Source organism: Hyphobacterium sp. (assembly GCF_043584775.1).
Classification (GTDB): Bacteria; Pseudomonadota; Alphaproteobacteria; order Caulobacterales; family Maricaulaceae; genus Hyphobacterium.
The window spans coordinates 954,886-975,061 of the sequence record NZ_CP121327.1; the positions used below are offsets into that span (position 1 = coordinate 954,886).

19 protein-coding genes are annotated in these 20,176 nt (G+C 58.8%); 15 read left to right on the forward strand and 4 right to left on the reverse strand.

Features of this window, described 5'->3' with window-relative positions:
• The first annotated feature begins 75 nt into the window (after positions 1 to 75).
• The 5 genes from P0D52_RS04645 to P0D52_RS04665 all read left to right on the forward strand — a co-directional run bounded on the left by P0D52_RS04645 (position 76) and on the right by P0D52_RS04665 (position 5,025).
• Positions 76 to 1,230: an energy transducer TonB gene (locus P0D52_RS04645; RefSeq protein ID WP_394694271.1), complete on the forward strand. Its 1,155-nt coding sequence runs from the start codon at positions 76 to 78 to the stop codon at positions 1,228 to 1,230.
• Complete coding sequence (locus P0D52_RS04650; protein WP_394694272.1) at positions 1,227 to 2,045, forward strand: hypothetical protein; 819 nt, start codon at positions 1,227 to 1,229, stop codon at positions 2,043 to 2,045. The genes P0D52_RS04645 and P0D52_RS04650 overlap by 4 nt, the downstream gene beginning before the upstream one ends.
• A gap of 72 nt (positions 2,046 to 2,117) precedes the next feature.
• Positions 2,118 to 3,014 carry a hypothetical protein gene (locus P0D52_RS04655; protein ID WP_394694273.1) on the forward strand — a complete coding sequence of 299 codons (897 nt, stop codon included), beginning with the start codon at positions 2,118 to 2,120 and terminating at the stop codon, positions 3,012 to 3,014.
• Between the two features lie 69 nt (positions 3,015 to 3,083).
• Positions 3,084 to 4,064, forward strand: coding sequence for a hypothetical protein (locus P0D52_RS04660; protein WP_394694274.1), 981 nt, complete (start codon positions 3,084 to 3,086; stop codon positions 4,062 to 4,064).
• Positions 4,065 to 4,134: 70 nt separating this feature from the next.
• Complete coding sequence (locus P0D52_RS04665; protein WP_394694275.1) at positions 4,135 to 5,025, forward strand: hypothetical protein; 891 nt, start codon at positions 4,135 to 4,137, stop codon at positions 5,023 to 5,025.
• Here the strand turns inward: P0D52_RS04665 and uvrA are convergent, their stop codons facing one another.
• The gene (gene uvrA / locus P0D52_RS04670) at positions 5,026 to 7,902 is read right to left on the reverse strand and encodes an excinuclease ABC subunit UvrA (RefSeq protein ID WP_394694276.1); all 2,877 of its coding nucleotides are present in this window, start codon (positions 7,900 to 7,902) and stop codon (positions 5,026 to 5,028) included.
• Positions 7,903 to 8,027: 125 nt separating this feature from the next.
• Here uvrA and ssb point away from each other — a divergent pair, with 125 nt between their 5' ends.
• The 8 genes from ssb (at position 8,028) to P0D52_RS04710 (ending at position 15,515) form a co-directional block, all read left to right on the forward strand.
• Positions 8,028 to 8,501, forward strand: coding sequence for a single-stranded DNA-binding protein (gene ssb, locus P0D52_RS04675; RefSeq protein WP_394694277.1), 474 nt, complete (start codon positions 8,028 to 8,030; stop codon positions 8,499 to 8,501).
• Positions 8,498 to 9,244 carry a hypothetical protein gene (locus P0D52_RS04680; RefSeq protein ID WP_394694278.1) on the forward strand — a complete coding sequence of 249 codons (747 nt, stop codon included), beginning with the start codon at positions 8,498 to 8,500 and terminating at the stop codon, positions 9,242 to 9,244. Before ssb ends, P0D52_RS04680 begins: the two co-directional genes overlap by 4 nt.
• 125 nt (positions 9,245 to 9,369) lie before the next feature.
• On the forward strand, positions 9,370 to 10,110 hold the full coding sequence (locus P0D52_RS04685) for an EF-hand domain-containing protein (RefSeq protein ID WP_394694279.1): 741 nt from the start codon (positions 9,370 to 9,372) through the stop codon (positions 10,108 to 10,110).
• A 104-nt stretch (positions 10,111 to 10,214) separates the two neighbouring features.
• On the forward strand, positions 10,215 to 11,003 hold the full coding sequence (locus P0D52_RS04690; protein ID WP_394694280.1) for a penicillin-binding transpeptidase domain-containing protein: 789 nt from the start codon (positions 10,215 to 10,217) through the stop codon (positions 11,001 to 11,003).
• Positions 11,004 to 11,260: 257 nt separating this feature from the next.
• Entirely contained in the window at positions 11,261 to 13,567 is a 2,307-nt protein-coding gene (locus P0D52_RS04695; protein WP_394694762.1) for a DNA gyrase subunit A, read from the forward strand.
• Complete coding sequence (gene coaD, locus P0D52_RS04700) at positions 13,564 to 14,055, forward strand: pantetheine-phosphate adenylyltransferase (RefSeq protein ID WP_394694281.1); 492 nt, start codon at positions 13,564 to 13,566, stop codon at positions 14,053 to 14,055. The genes P0D52_RS04695 and coaD overlap by 4 nt, the downstream gene beginning before the upstream one ends.
• Positions 14,055 to 15,056, forward strand: a complete 1,002-nt coding sequence (locus P0D52_RS04705) for a peptidylprolyl isomerase (protein WP_394694282.1) — start codon at positions 14,055 to 14,057, stop codon at positions 15,054 to 15,056. Before coaD ends, P0D52_RS04705 begins: the two co-directional genes overlap by 1 nt.
• A gap of 6 nt (positions 15,057 to 15,062) precedes the next feature.
• Positions 15,063 to 15,515, forward strand: a complete 453-nt coding sequence (locus tag P0D52_RS04710; protein ID WP_394694283.1) for a peptidylprolyl isomerase — start codon at positions 15,063 to 15,065, stop codon at positions 15,513 to 15,515.
• A 180-nt stretch (positions 15,516 to 15,695) separates the two neighbouring features.
• On the opposite strand, the gene P0D52_RS04715 is transcribed toward P0D52_RS04710, so the two are convergent.
• Both P0D52_RS04715 and P0D52_RS04720 read right to left on the reverse strand, forming a co-directional pair.
• Complete coding sequence (locus tag P0D52_RS04715; RefSeq protein ID WP_394694284.1) at positions 15,696 to 16,109, reverse strand: hypothetical protein; 414 nt, start codon at positions 16,107 to 16,109, stop codon at positions 15,696 to 15,698.
• Between the two features lie 148 nt (positions 16,110 to 16,257).
• On the reverse strand, positions 16,258 to 17,292 hold the full coding sequence (locus tag P0D52_RS04720) for an endonuclease/exonuclease/phosphatase family protein (protein ID WP_394694285.1): 1,035 nt from the start codon (positions 17,290 to 17,292) through the stop codon (positions 16,258 to 16,260).
• A 68-nt stretch (positions 17,293 to 17,360) separates the two neighbouring features.
• On the opposite strand from P0D52_RS04720, the gene queA reads away from it, so the two are divergent.
• Both queA and tgt read left to right on the forward strand, forming a co-directional pair.
• A complete protein-coding gene (gene queA / locus P0D52_RS04725; protein ID WP_394694763.1) occupies positions 17,361 to 18,419 on the forward strand; it encodes a tRNA preQ1(34) S-adenosylmethionine ribosyltransferase-isomerase QueA in 1,059 nt (352 codons plus the stop codon).
• Positions 18,416 to 19,546, forward strand: coding sequence for a tRNA guanosine(34) transglycosylase Tgt (gene tgt, locus P0D52_RS04730; protein ID WP_394694286.1), 1,131 nt, complete (start codon positions 18,416 to 18,418; stop codon positions 19,544 to 19,546). Before queA ends, tgt begins: the two co-directional genes overlap by 4 nt.
• Here the strand turns inward: tgt and P0D52_RS04735 are convergent.
• Positions 19,543 to 20,160, reverse strand: a complete 618-nt coding sequence (locus P0D52_RS04735; protein ID WP_394694287.1) for a hypothetical protein — start codon at positions 20,158 to 20,160, stop codon at positions 19,543 to 19,545. The two genes, tgt and P0D52_RS04735, sit on opposite strands and share 4 nt — an antisense overlap.
• Positions 20,161 to 20,176 lie beyond the last annotated feature (16 nt).

The window sequence follows — 20,176 nt, forward strand, 5'->3', positions numbered from 1 at the left end:
CTAACCCAAGCACTGTTCGCAATTTCAAGCGCAGCGTGTAAGGTATCGCTCAGGCCTTCAGGACAGGGGAGTTGTATGCGGTTTCTGATCGGAATTCTGGCCAGTGTGTTGCTGGCGTCTGCGGCGCTCGGCCAGGGCTTGCCGTCAGACGTCGCCGAAGCCTATCGCGGCTATGAATCCGCTGTCGATGCGGAAAACTGGGCCGATGCGGCGTATCAGGCTGAACGCGCCTGGCGGGCGGCGGAAGCGGGCGATGTTGACGCCGCAACCACCACCATATTGGCCGCGAATTACGGCGAGGTCGCGCTGATTGTCGGCAATAATGCTGGCGCGGCAGAAGCGTATGAACGCGCGGCGGAGCTCTCGCATGACGGTTCAATTGATGTTCAAACCACTGCTGGTTATCTACGACTTGCCGCTCAGTCCCACTATCTCGCCGGTAACTATCGAAGCGCCCGCAATTTGTCGACCGAAGCTGTAGGTGCCTTTGATGATTTGCCGATCAGCGATGCCAGATGGACGGGGCTTTATCAGAGCCAGATGATCCGGGCATTTGCACACATGCAGGACGGCAATGCTGTGCGCGGTGGTCGGTTCGCCCAAGAAGCGCTCGAAGCGCTGGCCTATATCGGCCCGATCGCCAATGACGAAACCGCCAGTCTGGCATTTCTGGCCGGATTGAACGCCGCGGTTAACCGCCAAGCCAGCGAAGCCGCATATTATTTCACGCTTACCAGCTACATTAATGATGAAATCGCTGCTGGCGACGAGGCCAGCAGAATTGCCATTGCTTGGGCCAGCTACATGCGCGGGGAGATGTCTGCCGACGAACGCGCCGAACTTATCAGCAGGTTAGAAAACAGCGGATTTCGACCCGCTTCCTGCTCAATCGGTCAATCGTCATGTTACGAAACGCCGGAATGGATTAATTCATTTGGTCCAGATGCAGTTGTCGTGGATGCCGAACCGGATCGTCGATTGCCGCCGCGTTATCCTGCAGACGCCGCGGCTGGCGGCCTCGAAGGCACAGTCCTGCTTCGCTACACTGTTTCGGTGGAAGGGCGCGCCACCGATATCGAAACCATTTTCTCGGTCCCCAACACAATATTTGCGGATGCGTCGGAAGCGGTTTTGCGGCGGTGGCGTTTCACGCCCGCAATGGTGGACGGTGAGCCCGTAGAACGTCCGGGAAAATATGTTCAGTTTGATTTTCAGTTGTCGAATCAATGATGCTCGAAAGCTTGATATTCGCCGCAGTCCTTTCTCAGGCTTCGATTGAAGCCCAATCGGAATGCACCGCCGTCGTTGATCGGGTCGAAGTGCGGCGCGCCGTGCGCGCGGGTCAGGCCCAATCCATTATCAGCGCCGCGGAACTCGTTGACCAATGCGCTGGCCGCGAGGAGTTGCTTGTACTTGCGGCACAGACAGCGTGGGAAGAGCAGAATCTGGCGGCAGTGTCGCTGCTGTCATCCAGTGCCCTTCGGCTGATCGGAGATCGCGGGTGTGCCTGGACACCTCTTGCCGCCCGATTAGCGTTTGCCACTGGATTTTCACGTCGGGCTATCGGGTTGGATGGTGACGAATTCTACTTCTTCGTCGCGCAACGTGTCCATAACTCAGCGGGCGGACTGCGCGATGAGTGGCGCTTTGTGGCCCAACAATTTGCGGAAGATTTCGGTACTTATCCACCGGACGATATTTTTGCTTTTGGAAGCCCATATATCGCGAGTCCATATCGTATTGACGATGATCGATGCGGCGGGCTCCCCGAATTCTTTATCCGGTTTGATGCGTCCACCAGCGATACGGCTTATGCCGTTTTTGACATCGAAACGGACCGCGACGGCGATATCCGGCGGTCGCGTCTGGTCCTTTCCTATCCGGGTGATATACCACGAGAAGTGCAGCGCGCTTTACGCGGGCGGCGAAGTCATGACATTTATTTTGACGGATATCATCTGATCGAATTCGGACCCTGCATTCCGAGCTGGTTTATTGTAGATGATGAATCGCCGATTTGCCTCCAGCCGTCAGAGTCAGACTGAGACGGCAAAGGCCGACAGTTTCGCCGCAATTGACGCATTGCCGTATCCGGCGGACAGGATAGGTTCGCGGTCATGACACGGATATCCTCTTTTTCTGCCCTGCCGGGCGCGATCATCAAGACGCTGGGCTTTTTCCGGCACAATGCCGGTTCGGCCGCCCTGGCGGCAATTCTGCCGGGCCTGGCCGCGATCGCCTTGACCTGGCAGACGGGGGCGGTCACCAACGAGTCCGTGCCGCCAAACTGGTCGCTCTATCTCCTGGCCTTTCTGGGCTGGTATGGCGCGACGGCGCTGTCCCAGGCCGCGATGTTCCGTATCGCGGTGCGCGGGCAGCCGGTCGGCTTTCTGGGATATCAGCTGGGCGCCGATGAGCTGAGGCTTGCCGCGTCCTGGGCCCTGATCTTCTTTCTGATCTTTGTTGCCGCCGGGATTGCGCTCGTGATCTATGCGGCGCTGATGGGGGCTGTATCCATCGTGTCCCGCGAGGCCGCAGGCCTGACGCCGGAGGATCCTGTTGCGACGGGAAATATCCCTGATCTGACCGCTTACTACGGTCCGGCGGAATGGGGGGTGGCGATTGGCCTGGGAGTGATCTTTGCCGTTCTGGTGGGTGGATTTGCCGGGCGATTGCTGATTGCGCCGGCCGCCAGTATCGCCCGGCGCAAAGTCCAGGCACTGTCGGTGATGGCCATCACGCACAAGCGCGGTTTCGCCGTCGTGCTGGGCGCAATCCTGTGTTTTGTACCGGCCGGGCTATTGGTGCACGGGCTGGGGGTTATTACGGAACACGCATTTGATGCACCGGTCCATCAGCCGGCGCGCCTGTTTTCCGACGGCGATTTTGTTCCTGGCTGGCCGGTTTATGTGCCGCTGGCATTCCTGCATGGCTGGCTGGCGGCCTTTTTGACGACGCCGTTATTTGCCGGGCTGACCACGGCGCTCTACCGCGCCTGGGGCGGGGACGACTGACCCCATATTCCCGCTGACAGATTCGCCCTGATCTGCGATTGTTCATTCGGGACAATAGGGGAGGTGTCGATGAGCACCCGATCATATGATTTCGGCAGCGCCGTTTTCCGCTTCTTTCAAATTGCCGGAAAGCATCCGATCGCCGTTCTTTGGATTGCGCTGTGGCAAGCGCTGCTGACCGGCGGGCTGGTTTATCTGGCCTGGCTGACACTGGGCGAGTTCTACATCTGGATGCTCCAGATTGCGGCGTCCGTCACGCCGCCCGACGAAGCGGAAATGTTGAGCCGGATGGGCAGTTCGATGGCGTTTATGCCGCTGATTTCAATCGGCGGCATTGTGGTGTCGCTGATGGCGCAGGCGGCCTGGCTTCGGCTGCTGGTCCGGGAAGAGATGGCTCCGATCATTCCGTTCCGCATTGGCGGCGACGAACTGCACCTGTTCGTTACCAATCTCGGCCTGATTGCCATTGGCGTGGGTTTCTATTTCGCGGCCATGTTCCTGATGGTGATTGTGGGAGTAACAGCTGCGATGGCGTTCTCGGGCGGCGGTGAGGCCGGGGCTGGTCTGGCGGCAGGTCTGGCGATCGGGATATTTGTTCTGGCTCTGCTGTTTGCCGCGCTGTTCATCGCGATCCGGGTGTCGGCTGCGCCTGCCCTTTCCATTCTCGAAAAGCGGATTGTTTTTCCGGGATGGAGCGCGACGAAGGGCGTCTTCTGGCCGGTACTGGGTAGCTATATCGTGGCCGGAATCCTCATCTTTGTTCTGTCGTCTGTTGTCGGCCTGATCCTGAATTTCGCTTTCCTCGGCGCATTGTGGCCAACACTGAGCGAGCTTTTCACCATGGCGCAGGCCGGGCAGGAGCCGGATCCGGACCAGATCGTCGCCCTTTTGACCGAATCGCTGACGTCGACGGGCACGGTTTCCACGCTGATTGCGGCGGGATTGCTGTCGGTGATTCTCCGGTCATTTGTGGATGCCATCTGGCATGGCGTTGGTGCCTATACGGCCTTGTCGACCCGGCCGGCGGCTCCGACGTCAGAATCTGACTGATGGCGTGCTTGATGTTCTATCCGGTCTGGTTTGAAACAGTTGCTGGGTGCAAGTCAGACCGGAGCCGGACATGAAGCCGAATTTTGATGTTGGGAAAGCGCTGGGCTTTGCATTTGAAGTCATTCGTGCGCGGCCACGCGCCTTTGTAACGCTGGCGGTCTGGACGATTGTCTACGGGGCGGCACTGAGTGCGTTTCAATTGCAGGCTGCTGGCGACGAGATGGCCGCCTACATGGAAATGGCAATGGGTGCTGGCGGCACCGTCTCGGATTCTGAACAGCTCCGAGTGACCGGCGATTATATCTCCAGCCTTCTCCCGTTCATGGGGATCGCCCTCGTGCTGGGCGTTCTGTTTGAATGCGCCTGGTTGCGGCTTTTTGTGCGGGGACAGGATGACGGCATTTTTCCATTCCGGATCGGCCGGGATGAGGGCGTCTTCGCGCTCACCGGCTTGTTGCTCGGTCTCATCATGTTCGGTGCGATTCTTCTGGTCAGTATCGCAGCGGTCATTATCACCGCACTTTTCGCGGCTGCCGGCCCGGCTGGCGCGATGCTGGCGGGCAGCCTCGTCGTTTTGGTCATATTCGTGCTGACGGGCGCGATAATGACACTTTTCTCGCCGGTATTGGCGCTGGGGATTCTGAAAGGGCGAATTTCCATCGGTGCCGGTATTCAGGGTGCGCGGCGGATATTCTGGCCATTGCTGGGCAGTTTTATCGTTGCCATTGCCCTGTCGCTGATCGCGTATGGCCTCTTTGTCGGGGTCATTGGTGTCATGCCCTTTGATCAGACGGGCCAGATGGAATCCGGCCAGACGGCGAGCTGGCCACTCCTCTTCGTCTTTTATGCCATCGTTCAGCTCATCTATCTGGCGCCCGCCCTCATGATGCGCGGCATCGCCAGCTATGCCGCGCTGCAGATCGACGAAAGCAACCGGCCACTCGCAGATACTTTCTCCTGATCAGGCGCTTTTCTTGCGGGCGATATCGCGTTCCAGCATCGGTTTGAGATAACGGCCGGTCCAGCTGGCCTCGACGTCCGCGACTTTTTCCGGTGTGCCGACGGCAACGATCTCGCCGCCGCCATCGCCGCCCTCGGGACCCAGATCGATCAGCCAGTCAGCGGTTTTGATGACGTCGAGATTATGTTCGATCACCAGAACCGTATTGCCGGTCTCCACCAGCTCGTGGAGTACTTCGAGGAGCTTGTTGACGTCCTCGAAATGCAGGCCGGTGGTGGGCTCATCGAGTATGTAGAGCGTCTTGCCGGTGGCGCGTTTTGACAATTCCTTTGACAGCTTCACACGTTGGGCTTCACCGCCGGACAGCTGGGTGGCGGGCTGGCCGATCTTGATATAGCCGAGGCCGACCCGTTTCAGCGTCTCCATCTTGTCGCGCACGGCAGGCACCGCCTTGAAGAAGTCCGCGCCTTCTTCCACCGTCATGTCCAGCACATCGGCGATCGACTTGCCCTTGAAAGTGACTTCCAGTGTTTCGCGATTGAAGCGTGCGCCATGGCAGACATCACACGGCACAAAAACGTCCGGCAGGAAGTGCATCTCGATTTTCACGACGCCATCGCCCTGACAGGCTTCACAGCGTCCGCCCTTCACGTTGAAGGAGAAGCGGCCGGGCTTGTAACCGCGGGCCTTGGATTCCGGCAGGCCGGCAAACCATTCGCGGATGGGGGTGAAGGCTCCGGTATAGGTGGCCGGATTGGAGCGCGGCGTGCGGCCAATCGGTGACTGGTCGATATCGATGATCTTGTCGAGATATTCGAGCCCCTTGATCCGTTCATAGGGGGCGGGAACATTCTGGGCCTTGTTCAGCTTGCGGGCTGCGGCCTTGTACAGCGTCTCGATGGTCAGGGTGGATTTGCCGCCGCCCGACACGCCGGTCACGCAGACGAATATCCCCAGAGGAAATTCGGCCGTGACGTTCTTCAGATTGTTTCCGGTTGCGCCTTCAACCACGATCTTGCGGCCCTTCTTTGGCTTGCGGCGTGTATCGGGGATGGAGATTTCCTTCGCCCCGGAGAGGTATTGTCCCGTCAGGCTCTTGGGGTTCGCCTTGATCTCTTCCGGCTTGCCAGAGGCAATGATTTCGCCGCCATGAACGCCGGCGAACGGTCCGAGATCGACGACGTGATCTGCGGTCAGAATGGCTTCCTCGTCATGCTCGACGACGATCACGGTGTTGCCAAGGTCGCGCAGGCCCCGCAGGGATTCCAGAAGGCGGGTATTGTCCCGCTGATGAAGGCCGATGGAGGGCTCATCCAGAACATAGAGCACGCCGGTCAGGCCGGAGCCGATTTGCGAGGCGAGGCGAATGCGCTGGCTTTCCCCGCCGGACAGGGTGCCGGAAGCCCGGTCGAGCGTGAGATAATCGAGGCCGACATCCACGAGAAACCGCAAGCGCTCGCGGATTTCCTTCAGGATGCGTTCGGCAATCGCCTTTTCCCGCGGCGTGAAGTTTTCGGCCACGGAGTCAAACCAGTCGGCCGCCAGACCGATGGATTTGTGGCTGGCTTCGGAAATGTCGAGCTCGCCAATCTTGACGGCGAGGGCTTCGGGCTTGAGGCGCTTGCCGCCGCAGGTTTCACACGGCTGGGCCGACTGGAAACGGGCCAGATCATCCCGCACCCAGTTGGAATCCGTCTCGCGCCAACGGCGCTCCAGATTGGGGACCACGCCCTCGAATGACTTGGTCGTCTCAAACGTCCGCAAGCCATCTTCGTAGGTGAATTTGATCTTCTCTTTCGTGCCGTAAAGCACGACCTTCTTGAAATCATCCAGCAGGTCACGCCATGGCTCCACCATGGAAGCGCCGAAATGCTCGGCCAGCGCCGTCAGGGTTTGCTGGTAAAGCCGGGAAGTGGTCCGGCTCCAGGGAGCGATAGCGCCATCCATCAGGCTCTTGCCGCGATCCGGCACAACCAGATGCTCGTCAAATTTCAACGACTGGCCCAGCCCGTCACAGGCCGGGCAAGCGCCGAACGGATTGTTGAACGAAAACAGACGCGGTTCGATTTCCTCGATGGTGAATCCGGATTCCGGACAGGCGAATTTCTCGGAAAAAATGATGCGGCGCGGTTCGTCCTCGCCTTCGTCCTTGTCCGCAAATTCGGCAATGGCAATGCCATCGGCAATCTTCAAAGCGGCTTCCAGCGATTCCGCGAAGCGTTGCTCTGAACCTTCCCGGATGATGACACGGTCCACGACCACGTCGATGTCATGCTTGAATTTCTTGTCCAGCACTGGCGGCTCTTCCAGAGAATGGAATTCGCCATTGACCTTCACGCGTTGAAAGCCGGCCTTCAGCCAGGTCGCAAACTCCTTGCGATATTCGCCCTTGCGGCCCCGGACGGCGGGCGCCAGCAGATAGAGGCGTGTCCCTTCCTCGAGGTCCATCAGCCGGTCGACCATCTGGCTGACGGTCTGGCTTTCAATCGGCAGCCCCGTGGCCGGCGAGTAGGGCACACCCACACGCGCCCACAAAAGGCGCATATAGTCGTAGATTTCGGTAACCGTCGCGACGGTCGAGCGCGGGTTCTTAGATGTCGTCTTCTGCTCGATGGAAATGGCGGGCGACAGGCCTTCAATCGAATCCACATCCGGTTTCGACATCAATTCCAGGAATTGCCGGGCATAGGCCGACAGACTTTCCACATATCGCCGCTGACCTTCGGCATAGATGGTATCGAAGGCCAGAGAGGATTTACCAGACCCGGAAAGTCCAGTGAAGACAATCAGCTGGTCGCGCGGAATTTCCAGCGAGACATCCTTGAGATTGTGCTCGCGTGCGCCCTGGACGCGGATGGACTTCATGGGATCGGACATGGACTTCGGCCTCGTGGTGCGTTCAACTGCGGGGAATCACGCATTTGACTGCGGGAACATTATGTGAACATTTATCTCCGGTCCACCGTTGGGATGGACTTGAGCAGACAGAGGAAGATGGGGATATGGCGGGCAGCGTCAATAAGGTCATACTTGTGGGCAATCTCGGAGCGGATCCGGAGATCCGTCGATTGAATTCCGGAGACCCGGTTTGCAATCTGCGTATTGCGACATCCGAGAGCTGGCGGGACAAGAATTCCGGCGAGCGCAAGGAAAAAACCGAATGGCATAACGTTGTGATTTTCAACGAGAACCTGGCCAAGGTTGCGGAGAACTATCTGAAAAAGGGCTCGAAGGTCTATATCGAGGGCCAGCTTCAGACCCGCAAATGGCAGGATCGCGATGGAAATGACAAGTACACGACCGAGGTCGTGCTGCAGCGTTTCCGCGGCGAATTGCAGATGCTGGACAGCCGGGGCGACAATTCCGGCGGCGGGGGTTATGATCGTGCCAGCAATCAATCCGGTGGCGGCGGACAGGTGTCCGACAACCGCGACAGTTTCCGGAATGATGACATGGATGACGAGATACCGTTTTGATCAAGTGTTCCAAGTTTATGGGCGGCCTTCTGGCCGCCGCAGCTTTTGCCGGTCTGGCCTCTGCGCAGATGGTGGTTGGCGGTACGCGCCACCCGGTTTTGACAGAAGTCACCCTGTCCGACGGTAACAGCACCAGTTTTGTCGTTGGAGATGGAGCGTGGGGCGAAGTGCTGGCCGAAATGGGCGTCATGCGTGGCGAAGACCGTTCTCGTGACCGGGAAATTGCCGAGCAGCTTTATAATGCCCGCAATGAAATTCCGGCCGCCTATCTGTTTGAAGCGGCCCGCCGTTATGCGTCCTTCGATCCGGATCAGGCGGTGTATGTGTTTTTCCTGGCACGCGGCAGGGCACTTTATGACGCATTGCGTTGTCTGGATTCGACCGCCACGAACGGTGTGCCGATTGTCACAGATATGGCCGGCGGTGAAGTCGCGTCCTTTATGAATATTTCAGACGATGGTCAGTCTTTTGCCAACGTCACCCGGATGCAGGCAGCGTTGGACCGGTTGCAGGAAAATGGCGAGATTTTCACAGGTGAGTTTACGCCCTGGTGGATTTGTTCCGCCTCCGACAGCGTATATATCGCCGCGACCAATTCTGCGCCGATGCCGGAAAACGAATGGCTGAAGCCGCGCGAAGTCTGGCCCTCCGCCCAGCGGATGGTGGAACAGAACATGGCGCGCAACCGGGCCCTTCTGGCGGTGACGATCGGGGCCAGAGAGCTGGAGGCCGACAGCGAGTAGATCGGCTTGTCCGGACATGTTTTTTCTCGTGTCCGAACCTGATTTCGCTTAAAATCTCCCCGCGACCCGGCATGAATTGTCCTGTGCTTTGTAGCCGGTTCGGTTGCCGCTCAGGAGATATCGTTTTGTCTAAACATCGTTCTTATTCTGAAAAGAAAAGCGAAATGCTTGAGGTGAGAATTTCGTATTCTCAGAAACAGGCATTGCTGGCGCTATCCCGAGAACGTGGCGAAAGCGTCAGTGAGACAGTCCGATCGCTTGTTTCCTCTGAAGTCGAACCGGGTACGGAACGCGCTGTTCCCAATCTCGAAAGGATTATTTCCATGACCTCAGTGGTTTCCAATCATCCGGCGAAGTCTCTTGGCTTGCTTGTTGCCGGCGCGTTTTCGCTAACATTCGCATTGGCTTCGCCTTCGATGGCTCAGGACGGCGCGGCCGTTTTTGCGGAAATGGATTCCGATAGCAGCAACAGCATCAGCCTCCAGGAATTCATGTCGTCGGTCCGTGATGAGGGGCTGATCTGGAATCCGAACGCTGATCCAGCAGCCCTGCGGCGGGAAGTCAGTCTGCGCGAGCTGGAAGGTCATACGAGGCGGGAGTTTTCTCGCTATGACCGCAACCAGGACGGCGCGATTTCCCGCTATGAGTTTTCGGGGCGCTATGTGCCGTTGATGCGAGCGAGCTTCGTGGCTCTGGACCGCAATGTTGATGAAATGATTTCGATTGATGAGTTGGCCACCGCACTGGGCAGTGTCGGCTTTGAGGCCAATCAGTCGCCACAAGATGCTGCCGAGGAGCTAGTGCTCGAGCTTGATGCTGATGGAAATCAGCGGCTTGATTTTAGTGAGTTCATGGCAAACAGCTAACCCACGGGAAGATGCCGGGGCGGGCGGTTGTCCTAACCGTCCCGGCTTTGTCCTTTTGCCGCCGTAATCTCCTGCAAGGCTTTGCGAAAATGAGGAGAGAAAGAATGCGGCTTCTGATAATTCTGGGCTTGATGATGTCCGCGACTGCGCAGGCTCAAGAGCTCGATCCCGTCTTCGAACTCTTCAATTCGGTCGGCACCATTGTTGTTGAGCGCCTGTCTGATCAGCATCAATGGACCGCCAATCCTGAACGCGCGGCGCAGGGCTTCCTTCCAGCCTCGACCTTCAAGATCGCCAATTCCCTCATCATTCTCGAGACCGGCGTGATCGAGGACCCGGTCAGCGATACCATTGCCTGGGACGGCGTTGAACGCGGCGGTAGCTGGGACCAGGATCAAAGCCTTCGATCTGCATTCCGCCGGTCAGCCGTCTGGGCTTATCAGTCCTGGGTCCGCGAGGTGGGTCATGATCGGATGCAGGAGCTGGTATCAGCCATGGGCTATGGCAATGGCGATATCGGTGCACCGGACTCCCCAGACCTGTTCTGGCTTGAAGGGCCGCTGGAGATTTCTGCGCAGGAGCAGATAGATTTCCTTGGGCGGCTTTATTCCCGCGACCTGCCATTCCGCGCAGACGTCATGGATCGTGTGATCGAGATCATGGAAGCGGATCGTGGCGACGATTGGGTTATACGCGCGAAAACCGGCTGGGCGATCCGCGATGAACCGAATACGGGATGGTATGTTGGCTGGCTTGAAACCGGCGATGACGTGTTTTTCTTCGCGATGAACATGGAACTCGATTTTGCCGAAGACGACGGACGTAACCGGATCCGCATTGCCAGATACGCCCTCGAGACGGTGACGGGACTTGATCTGTCTCCGGAAGATTGAACAGGCCCGGTTTCAGCCTCAATCGGCCTGCGCCGTTGCGGCCTTCGCTGTTTGATAAATACCCCTGCAGACGATAGGCTGGCCGTCAGCGATTGCCGGTGATTCCTGTGCCGGTGAGATACGCATGACGGCCTGTCCCGGCTGTTGTGCCTGACAGACCGGAGAAGTCGCTTTTGAACGACGAAAACGAACCGCCCGTTTCGGACGAAACCCCGCCCTTTGAGAGCGGCGTGACCTCCATCTCGATCGAGCAGGAGATGAAATCCTCCTATCTCGATTACGCCATGTCGGTGATTGTCAGCCGGGCGATTCCCGATGCGCGCGACGGGTTGAAGCCGCTGCTGGTCAACGGCAGCAGCGGCATCGCGGTCGGCATGGCCACCAACATCCCGCCACACAACCTCGGCGAAGTGGATGCCGAGCTATTGGAGATCGTTCCGGGGCCGGATTTCCCGACTGGTGCACAGATTGTCGGCCGCGCCGGAGCCCGCGCAGGGCTGTCGACGGGGCGCGGATCAGTGATCATGCGGGCCACGACGAGCATTGAAGAGGTCCGCAAGGACCGTCAGGCCATTGTCGTGACGGCCATTCCCTATCAGGTGAACAAGGCCAACATGATCGAGAAGATCGCCGAGCTGGTGCGCGACAAGCGTATCGAAGGCATTTCCGATCTTCGCGATGAATCCAACCGCACGGGAATGCGCGTCTATATCGAGCTGAAAAAGGACGCGAATGCCGAAGTAATCCTGAATCAGCTTTATCGCTGGTCGCCGATGCAGCAGAATTTCGGCGTCAACATGTTGTCGCTTGTAGGCGGCCGCCCGGTTCTGATGGGGATGCGGGGCTATCTGGAAACCTTCCTGCGTTTCCGCGAGGAAGTGGTAGCACGCCGGGCCCGGCATGATCTGAAAAAGGCTCGGGATCGCGCCCATGTCATCGTTGGTCTTGCCCTGGCGGTGGCCAATATCGATGAAGTTATTGCGACGATCCGCAAAGCGCCCAATCCGGCGACGGCACGCGAACAGTTGATGGATCGCGATTGGCCGGCGCAGGACGTGGCATCGCTTGTGGCGCTTGTCGCTGATCCGCGTTCCGTTCTCTCAGATGGCCAGACGCTGCGCCTGACGCTGGAACAGGCCCAGGCCATTATGGATCTGCGTCTTGCTCGCCTGACGGCTCTGGGCCGTGAGGAATTGGGCGATGAAGCCAAGGGGCTGGCGGAGAAGATCAAGGATCTGCTCGATATCCTCAGTTCCCGCGCCCGTGTGCAGGAGATCATCAAGACCGAATTGCTGGAAGCGCGCGACCAGTTCGCTGTTCCGCGCCGGACCACAATTCTGGATGTCGAGCTGGAAGTCGAAGACGAAGACCTGATTGCACGCGAAGAAATGGTCGTGACGGTCACCCATGCCGGTTACGTCAAACGGACGCCGCTTTCCGACTATCGGGCCCAACGTCGGGGTGGCAAGGGCCGCTCGGGCATGTCCATGAAAGACGAGGACTTTGTCGCGACATTGTTCGTCGCGAATACGCATGCCCCGCTGCTTTTCTTCTCGTCGGACGGTATGGTCTACAAGTCGAAGACGTGGCGACTGCCAATTGGTGCGCCGAACACGCGCGGCAAGGCGCTGGTCAACATCTTCCCGCTGGATGAGGATGTGACCATCACGTCGGTCATGGCGCTGCCGGAAGACGAGTCCGAATGGGAAAAGCTGGACGTCATGTTTGCGACCGCGTCCGGCACGGTACGCCGCAACAAGCTCTCCGACTTCGTGCAGGTCAACCGTAATGGCAAGATTGCCATGAAGCTCGAAGGTGAAGACCGGATTGTTGATGTGCGTCTGTGCACCGAGGCGGACGATGTCTTGCTGACCACACGAAAAGGCCGGGCCATTCGCTTCGCAACGACCGATGTTCGCGTCTTCCGTGGCCGGAATTCGGTCGGGGTGAGGGGCGTACGTCTGGGCAAGGACGACCACGTCATCTCGATGGCTGTGCTTCACCATGTCGACGTGACCACAGAGGAAGCGCGGGCCTATCTGAAGCATGCCGCGGCCATGCGGCGCGCTGTGTCCGGGGCCGAGGAGGCTGAGGACATTGATGAAATTTCGCTCGAAGAGGGCGAGGATGCCGCGCTTTCGTCCGAGCGGATCGCCGAGCTGGGCGCTGCCGAACAATTCGTATTGACGGTGGCATCGGACGGATTTGGCAAACGCTCGTCCGGCTATGAATACCGGGTGATGAATCGCGGCGGGCAGGGCGTTGCGGCTCATGACTTGTCGCGCGGCGTGCCACTGGCGGCCAGCTTCACCGTGGAAGATGCCGATCAGATCATGGCGGTGACCGATGGCGGCCAATTGATCCGCTTCCCGCTGGATACCGTGCGGATTGCGGGACGGTCCACCAAGGGGGTTACGCTGCTCAAACCACGCGCCGGGGAGTCGGTTGTCTCTGTCGTGCGCGTGGCAGACAGTGGCGAAGAGGATGCCGACGAGGACGCGGTAGTCGAGGGCGAAAATCCTGACACTGACGGTCCAGCCACTGAAGGCGATAGCGAGGCATGACCCAACGCGTCGCCCTTTATCCCGGAACGTTTGACCCGATCACCAATGGCCATGTGGATATTATTGGCCGGGCGGTGAAGCTGGTCGACAAGCTGGTGATCGGCGTGGCGATCAATGAGGACAAGGGGCCGCTGTTTTCGCTGTCCGAGCGTGTGTCCATGGTGGAAGCGGTCGCCGAGGCCTTGAAAACAGACACAGAGATTGAGGTCCGCCCGTTCGATGGCCTGCTGATGCATTTTGCCGAGGAAATCGGGGCCAGCAGCATTGTGCGCGGTTTGCGGGCGGTCTCGGATTTCGAATATGAGTTCCAGATGGTCGGGATGAACCAGCGTCTGAATTCGGAGATTGAAACCGTATTCCTGATGGCGGACCCGCGGCATCAGGCGGTCGCCTCCCGACTGGTCAAGGAAATTGCCCGGCTGGGCGGGGATGTCAGTGCGTTTGTGTCCCCATCGGTCAAGAATATGTTGCTGGAGAAGTTTGCGTGATGAAACGAGTTTGGATGTCGAGCGCGATTGCGCTGGTATTGGCGACAGGTGCGTGCGCTGAAAACACTAGCACAGAAGTGGATGCCGGTGCGGCAGAATCCGCCAATGAGGCTGCGGAAACGGCAAATGAAACCCGCCTGGCGGCGCTTGTTCAGGACGATAACGAGACAATGGCCGTGTCGGCCGATCCACAGGAATACGATTTTCCTGACGGTGTCTGGCGGACGGTCGAGCAGGACGATCTGCTCTATATTGAAACCGATCATGGCATGATCGTCATTGAGCTGGCGCCGGAATTCGCGCCACAACATGTCGAGCGCATGACGACGCTGGCCAATGAGCGCTTCTATGATTTTCTGGTCTGGCACCGGGTGATCGACGGGTTCGTTGCGCAAGGCGGGGGCAGCCGGACCAATCCGTCGCATTCGACCGATATGGATCGCGTGCCCGGCGAATTCACCATGCGCCGCGACCCGAATGAGATGCCGATTTTCGAAACACAGGATCGCGTCATCAATCCGCGCAGCAATCCGTCAATGGCGCGTGCCGGTTTCTGGAACGGCTTTCCGGCCGGCACACAAGCCGCCGCGCTGGCCAGCATTACCGCTGACGGCCGGGTGGAAAGCTGGCTGCTTCATTGCGAGGGCGCAGCCTCCATGGCGCGTACGAGCGATCCGAACAGCGCGGGCAGCCAGTTTTATATCACGCGGGGCGATGCAGAGCATTTGAATGCGCAATATACGGTCTGGGGCCGGGTGCGCGCGGGTCAGGATGCCGTCAATGCGATCGCCGTGGGCACTGCTGGACAGGATCCGGGCTTTACACCGGATACGATTCGTTCGATGCGCGTCGGCTCGGATACCGACTTCGACGGGCAGGTTACCGTTGAGGTGATTGATACCAATTCACAAGCTTTCGCCGACTGGTTGATGGCGCAGGGCGAGGGCGGCGAGGCACCGGATGTGTGTGAAGTCGACGTTCCCGTTCGTATTACGGAGTAAATTCAAATGGCTGATAAAAATCTGGTTTTTCAACTCGACGGCGGTGATGTCGTCATAAAGCTGCGCGACGACCTCGCTCCCAAACATGTTGCCCGGATATCAGAGCTGGCGGCTGACGGGTTTTATGACGGTTTGACCTTTCACCGCGTGATTGACGGCTTTGTTGCACAGGGCGGATGCCCGAATGGCAACGGTATGGGCGGATCCGGTCAGAATATTGATGCTGAATTCAATTCTGAGCCGCATGTGCGCGGCACCATGTCCATGGCGCGGGCGTCCGATCCGAATTCCGCCGACAGCCAGTTCTTTATCTGTCTTGATGAAGTGCCCTACCTCAATAACCAGTACACAGTCTGGGGTGAGGTCATTTCCGGTATGGAACATGTGGACGCCCTGCCCAAGGGCGAACCGCCACGCAATCCCGGCAAGATCATCTCAGCAAAACTGGTCGACGCTTAGTTGGATCAAAATCTAGGGTCAGGACCCAATTATCTCAACGATGCCAGATGTCGGCTTCGAGCCCATTCCAGAAGGGGCCCAGTCGATGCAGCAAGCTCGTGATCCAAGACCCTTTGAGCAACGCAGCGACAATATCTAACGTTACCCCAAACTGGCGCGGGCTGATCAGACCAGCATGCCTCAAGTCTTTCCTTGGGTCCAATTGGCAAGCCAGGCGTTGACGCTTTCGATAACCAGTGGGTGGCCCCCGCCACTGTAGCTGTATGGGGTAAGCGGTATGGTTGAACCGTCTTCCAGATGAAATCTGAGCCGACCCGCGTCTTCCCCCATCTGGGCGCGTAGCTCCACGATCTCCTCCAGGCTCGTCGAACGAGTTTTCTCGCCTGTCATTCGCGCCCAGTGAACCCGCGCTTCACCTACTCGGCCATCGAGCGTCACTGTTACTTTAGCGCTCATCAACCAGAACAATATCCCGCCCGAAACAAACAGGGCGAAGAAACACAGGCGAACCCAGAAAGGCGCGTCCAAAGCATCTCCAAAAAAGAGGATTGCAAAGCCAATGGCGATTGTGGCGGAGAAGAAGAGTCGCTCCATTGCACTACTTCGAACGATTACGAGACGGTCCGTAGTATTCTCCCTGATTTTCATGGCTGCTACGAGCTCTCTTGCAGACAAACAACGACAGGATATTACTGCACCAATACTATCTCAAAAATTGGACTCGGACGAGGCTGGAAGCGGCTTAGCCTGCTTCCCGCATTCGAAAAAGTGTCACCTCGACGGGCCGGTGATCCGAGCCGGTTATTGGGCCTGCCGCGGTGTCGAGTGTGGTCCAGTCAGCGCTGGCGAAGACATGGTCGATCCCGACCATGCCGGGCAGATCAGGTAACGGGACGCCGATGCGGCGGCTGACGGTTCTCGATGAGGGCCAGGTTGGAAGGCTGATCGTTCGCCTTTGAAGGCCGATGTCGCGTTCAATCCGGTCCAGCGCGACGGATGGCGCGGCGGCATTGAAGTCGCCCATGAGAATGACACTGTCCCAGTCTCTTCGGGCGATAAGATCGGCAAGATTGCGCCGTTGTTCATTTTGCACGGATAACGGGTTGGGCCAGGTCATATGGGTTACGACGACCACCACATCGCTGCCATCCGCCAGCCGGATACGGGCCCAGACCGTTCGCGGCACTTCCCAACGCCATAAAGCGAGGCGGCTGTCGGGCCAGTCCGTATCGCGCCACTCCAGACAGCCGGAGTCGATGATTTCGAGCCGGGAGACCAGACGCGTGGCGTGCCGGTCACATCGGGCGCGGAAGGGGTGGGTTGCCAGCAGGGCAGATTCAATTCCGCGGGAATTGCCAAAAGCTTCCTGCAGGCCGATCACATCGACATCGAGACTTTCAAGGACACTGATAGTGTGCTCAGGATCGAAATTCCGGCCCCACACATTGTGTGTGGCGACGGTTAACATGACCGGATCATCAGGCATGGTCAAAGAATAGGGCTGCGTCTGACTGCGCCAGAATTCGGTTGCTGCCGCCAAAAGGATCAGCCCGACGAGTAGCGCGCTGACAACCGTGTGAGACCACCGTTTCAACAGCGCCGTTAATCCCGGAATGACGATCCCGGCCATTGCCCAAACCGGCCAGAGCTGCCGGTAGAGATCCGCAAAATTCCAGAATGGGGCGAGCCACAGCAGGACCACAACAGCGCATAACGGCAGGACGACCAGATCGGCCAGAAGAAGGCGGCGTGCCGGTTGCCGGAATCTGAAATTCACACGCCTCTCCTTGGCCTGAACAGCGGTAAGCTTGCCGTGCAATGCGGCAAAAGATAGACCCCGCCACCATGCAATTAAGTGATTTCGATTTCGTTCTCCCGGAAGACCGGATTGCGCTGCGCCCTGCGCGGCCGCGCGATGCTGCCAGATTGCTGCACATCGCGTCTGACGGCAGGCTAGGGGATCATGGGGTGCTGGATCTGCCGGCGCTCTTGCAGCCCGGTGATCTGCTGGTGCTGAATGATACCCGGGTAATGCGCGCGGCTCTGAGCGGCTTTCGGCCCGCGCGGAATGCGGACAGTAGTGATGTGCCCGTCTCGGTCAATTTGCACAAACGGGTCGATGCGAGCCGTTGGCGGGTGTTTGCCAAGCCCGGCAAGCGCCTGCGCGAAGGCGATGAAATAATTTTCGGCGACCTTGTCGCGACCATTGAAGCAAAGCCTGAAGGCGGTGATTTCCTGATTCAATTCAACAGGTCAGGTCATGCCCTTGAGGCGTCGATTCAAGCGGCCGGCTCGTTGCCGCTGCCGCCTTATATCGCATCAAAGCGCCCGGTCGATGAGGCGGATGATGAGGATTACCAGACCCGGTTCGCGGCAGAGAACAAAACCGAATCCGTTGCGGCTCCGACCGCCGGGCTTCATTTTACCGATCGCTTGATGGAGGCCTTGGCAGCACGACGTGTTGAGACCGCAACGGTTACTCTACATGTCGGCGCGGGAACGTTCCTGCCGGTCAAAACGGAAAATGTACAAGAACATCAAATGCATGCCGAGTGGTGTGAAATATCTGATTCAAGTGCAAACCTGATCCATCGCGCGAAGTCGGAGGGGCGGCGGGTTATCCCGGTCGGCACCACGGCGCTGCGCACGATTGAAAGTCTGGCGACTGAGAGCGGCGTCCGGGCGGGCACGATGGACACGGACATCTTCATTACGCCGGGTTACCGCTTCAAGGTGACGGATGCCTTGTTGACGAATTTCCACCTGCCGAAATCCACCCTGTTCATGCTGGTCTCGGCGCTGGCAGGACTGGACCGGATGCAGGCAGCCTATGCCCATGCAATAGCGGAAAACTATCGCTTCTTTTCCTATGGCGATGCCTGTCTGATCGAGGCCGCAAGATGAGTGCCTTTCCCTTCGAAATTCACGCTACAGATGGCAAGGCGCGGACCGGGGTTCTGAAAACACCGCGCGGCGATATCCGCACGCCGGCCTTCATGCCCGTCGGCACGGCGGCGACGGTGAAGGCGCTGTATCCTGAACAGGTCCGGCAAGCGGGCGCGGATATCATTCTCGGGAATACCTATCATCTGATGCTGCGGCCCGGGGCCGAGCGGGTGAAGCGTCTCGGCGGGCTGCATGAATTCATGAATTGGGATGGTCCGATCCTGACCGATTCCGGCGGCTTCCAGGTCTGGTCTCTGGCGGGTTTGCGAAAGCTGACCGAGGAAGGGGTGGAGTTCCAGTCCCACATTGACGGTTCAAAACACCAATTGACGCCGGAGCGGGCGATCGAGATCCAGGCGGACCTTCTGGGTGCGGATATCTCCATGCAGCTGGACGAGTGCACGAACTTTCCCTGCACCAAGGACGAAGCCCGAGCCTCCATGGAAATGTCGCTGCGCTGGGGCGCGAGATGCAAGGCGGCATTTGGCGAACGCGATACCCAGGCGCTTTTCGGCATTGTCCAGGGGGCGGTGTACGAAAATCTGCGCAAGGAATCGGCGCAGCGCCTCGTTGAAACCGGGTTTGACGGCTATGCCGTCGGCGGTCTGGCCGTCGGTGAAGGGCTGGAAACCATGTGCGAGGTGCTGGATTACACCGTTCCCGAACTCCCCGCCGACCGGCCACATTATCTGATGGGCGTCGGCAAGCCGATTGATCTGGTTGAGGCGGTGGCGCGCGGGATCGATATGTTTGACTGCGTCATGCCCACCCGTTCCGGACGCCATGGTCAGGCCTGGTCGGACTTCGGCCCGGTCAATCTGAAGCGGGCGGAATTTGCCGAGGATACATCGCCATTGGACGCGTCCATCGACTGCCCCGCCAGCCGCGACTATTCAAAGGCCTATATTCACCACCTCGTCCGGGCCGGCGAATATCTCGCTGCCATGCTGCTCAGCTGGCATAATATTGCGTATTATGAGCAGCTGATGGCGCGGATGCGGGCGACCATTGCCGCGGGCACGTTCGACCAGTTCGTAACGGACTTCCGCGCCCGGTGGGCTGAAGGCGAAGCGCGGCGCGGCTAGTCAGTGCCCGGTTCGGGCGATAGCTCGTACTCGTCGAATGCACGGGTCAGGTAGCTGTCGGAACAACCGAAGCCATCAAAAAGCCCGCGCAGATAGGCGCGCCGATTAAGAGCGGTGATGCGTTGGGCCCGGGCTTCCCGTTCGATTTCTCCCGCCCGGCCGACAAAACGCAAGACAGGGCGTGCCGGATTCAGTCCGACAATCGTGGATCTGTACAGGTCGCGGGCGCCGCTGGAGATGGCGTTGCCGCTGCGGCCGGCCCACATGGCGGACCGTTCCCGCCAGCTGCGTTCCTCCTCGGTTTCGTCCTCGCGTTCTTCGGGAACATAAATGTTCTCAGGCCCAAGGACTGCGGTCAGTCGGGCAATGTCACGGGCGGTTGTCGAACAGACGCGGCGCGCCCCTTCACCGCCATAAGGCGTTGGGACGGTCTCGTCGCCTTCATCGACCATGATCCGGCCAGGGCGGTCACGGGGCAGACCGACGGCATCGCTCACGGCGCTGCGGGTTTCGTCCATACCGGCAGAAGTGACGCCATTGGAGGCGCAGGCCGTCAAGGATACCAGAATGGCCGAGACAACAGGGATCGAACGTAAAAGCGACGTCGGGTTCATGAATGTGCTCCAGTCG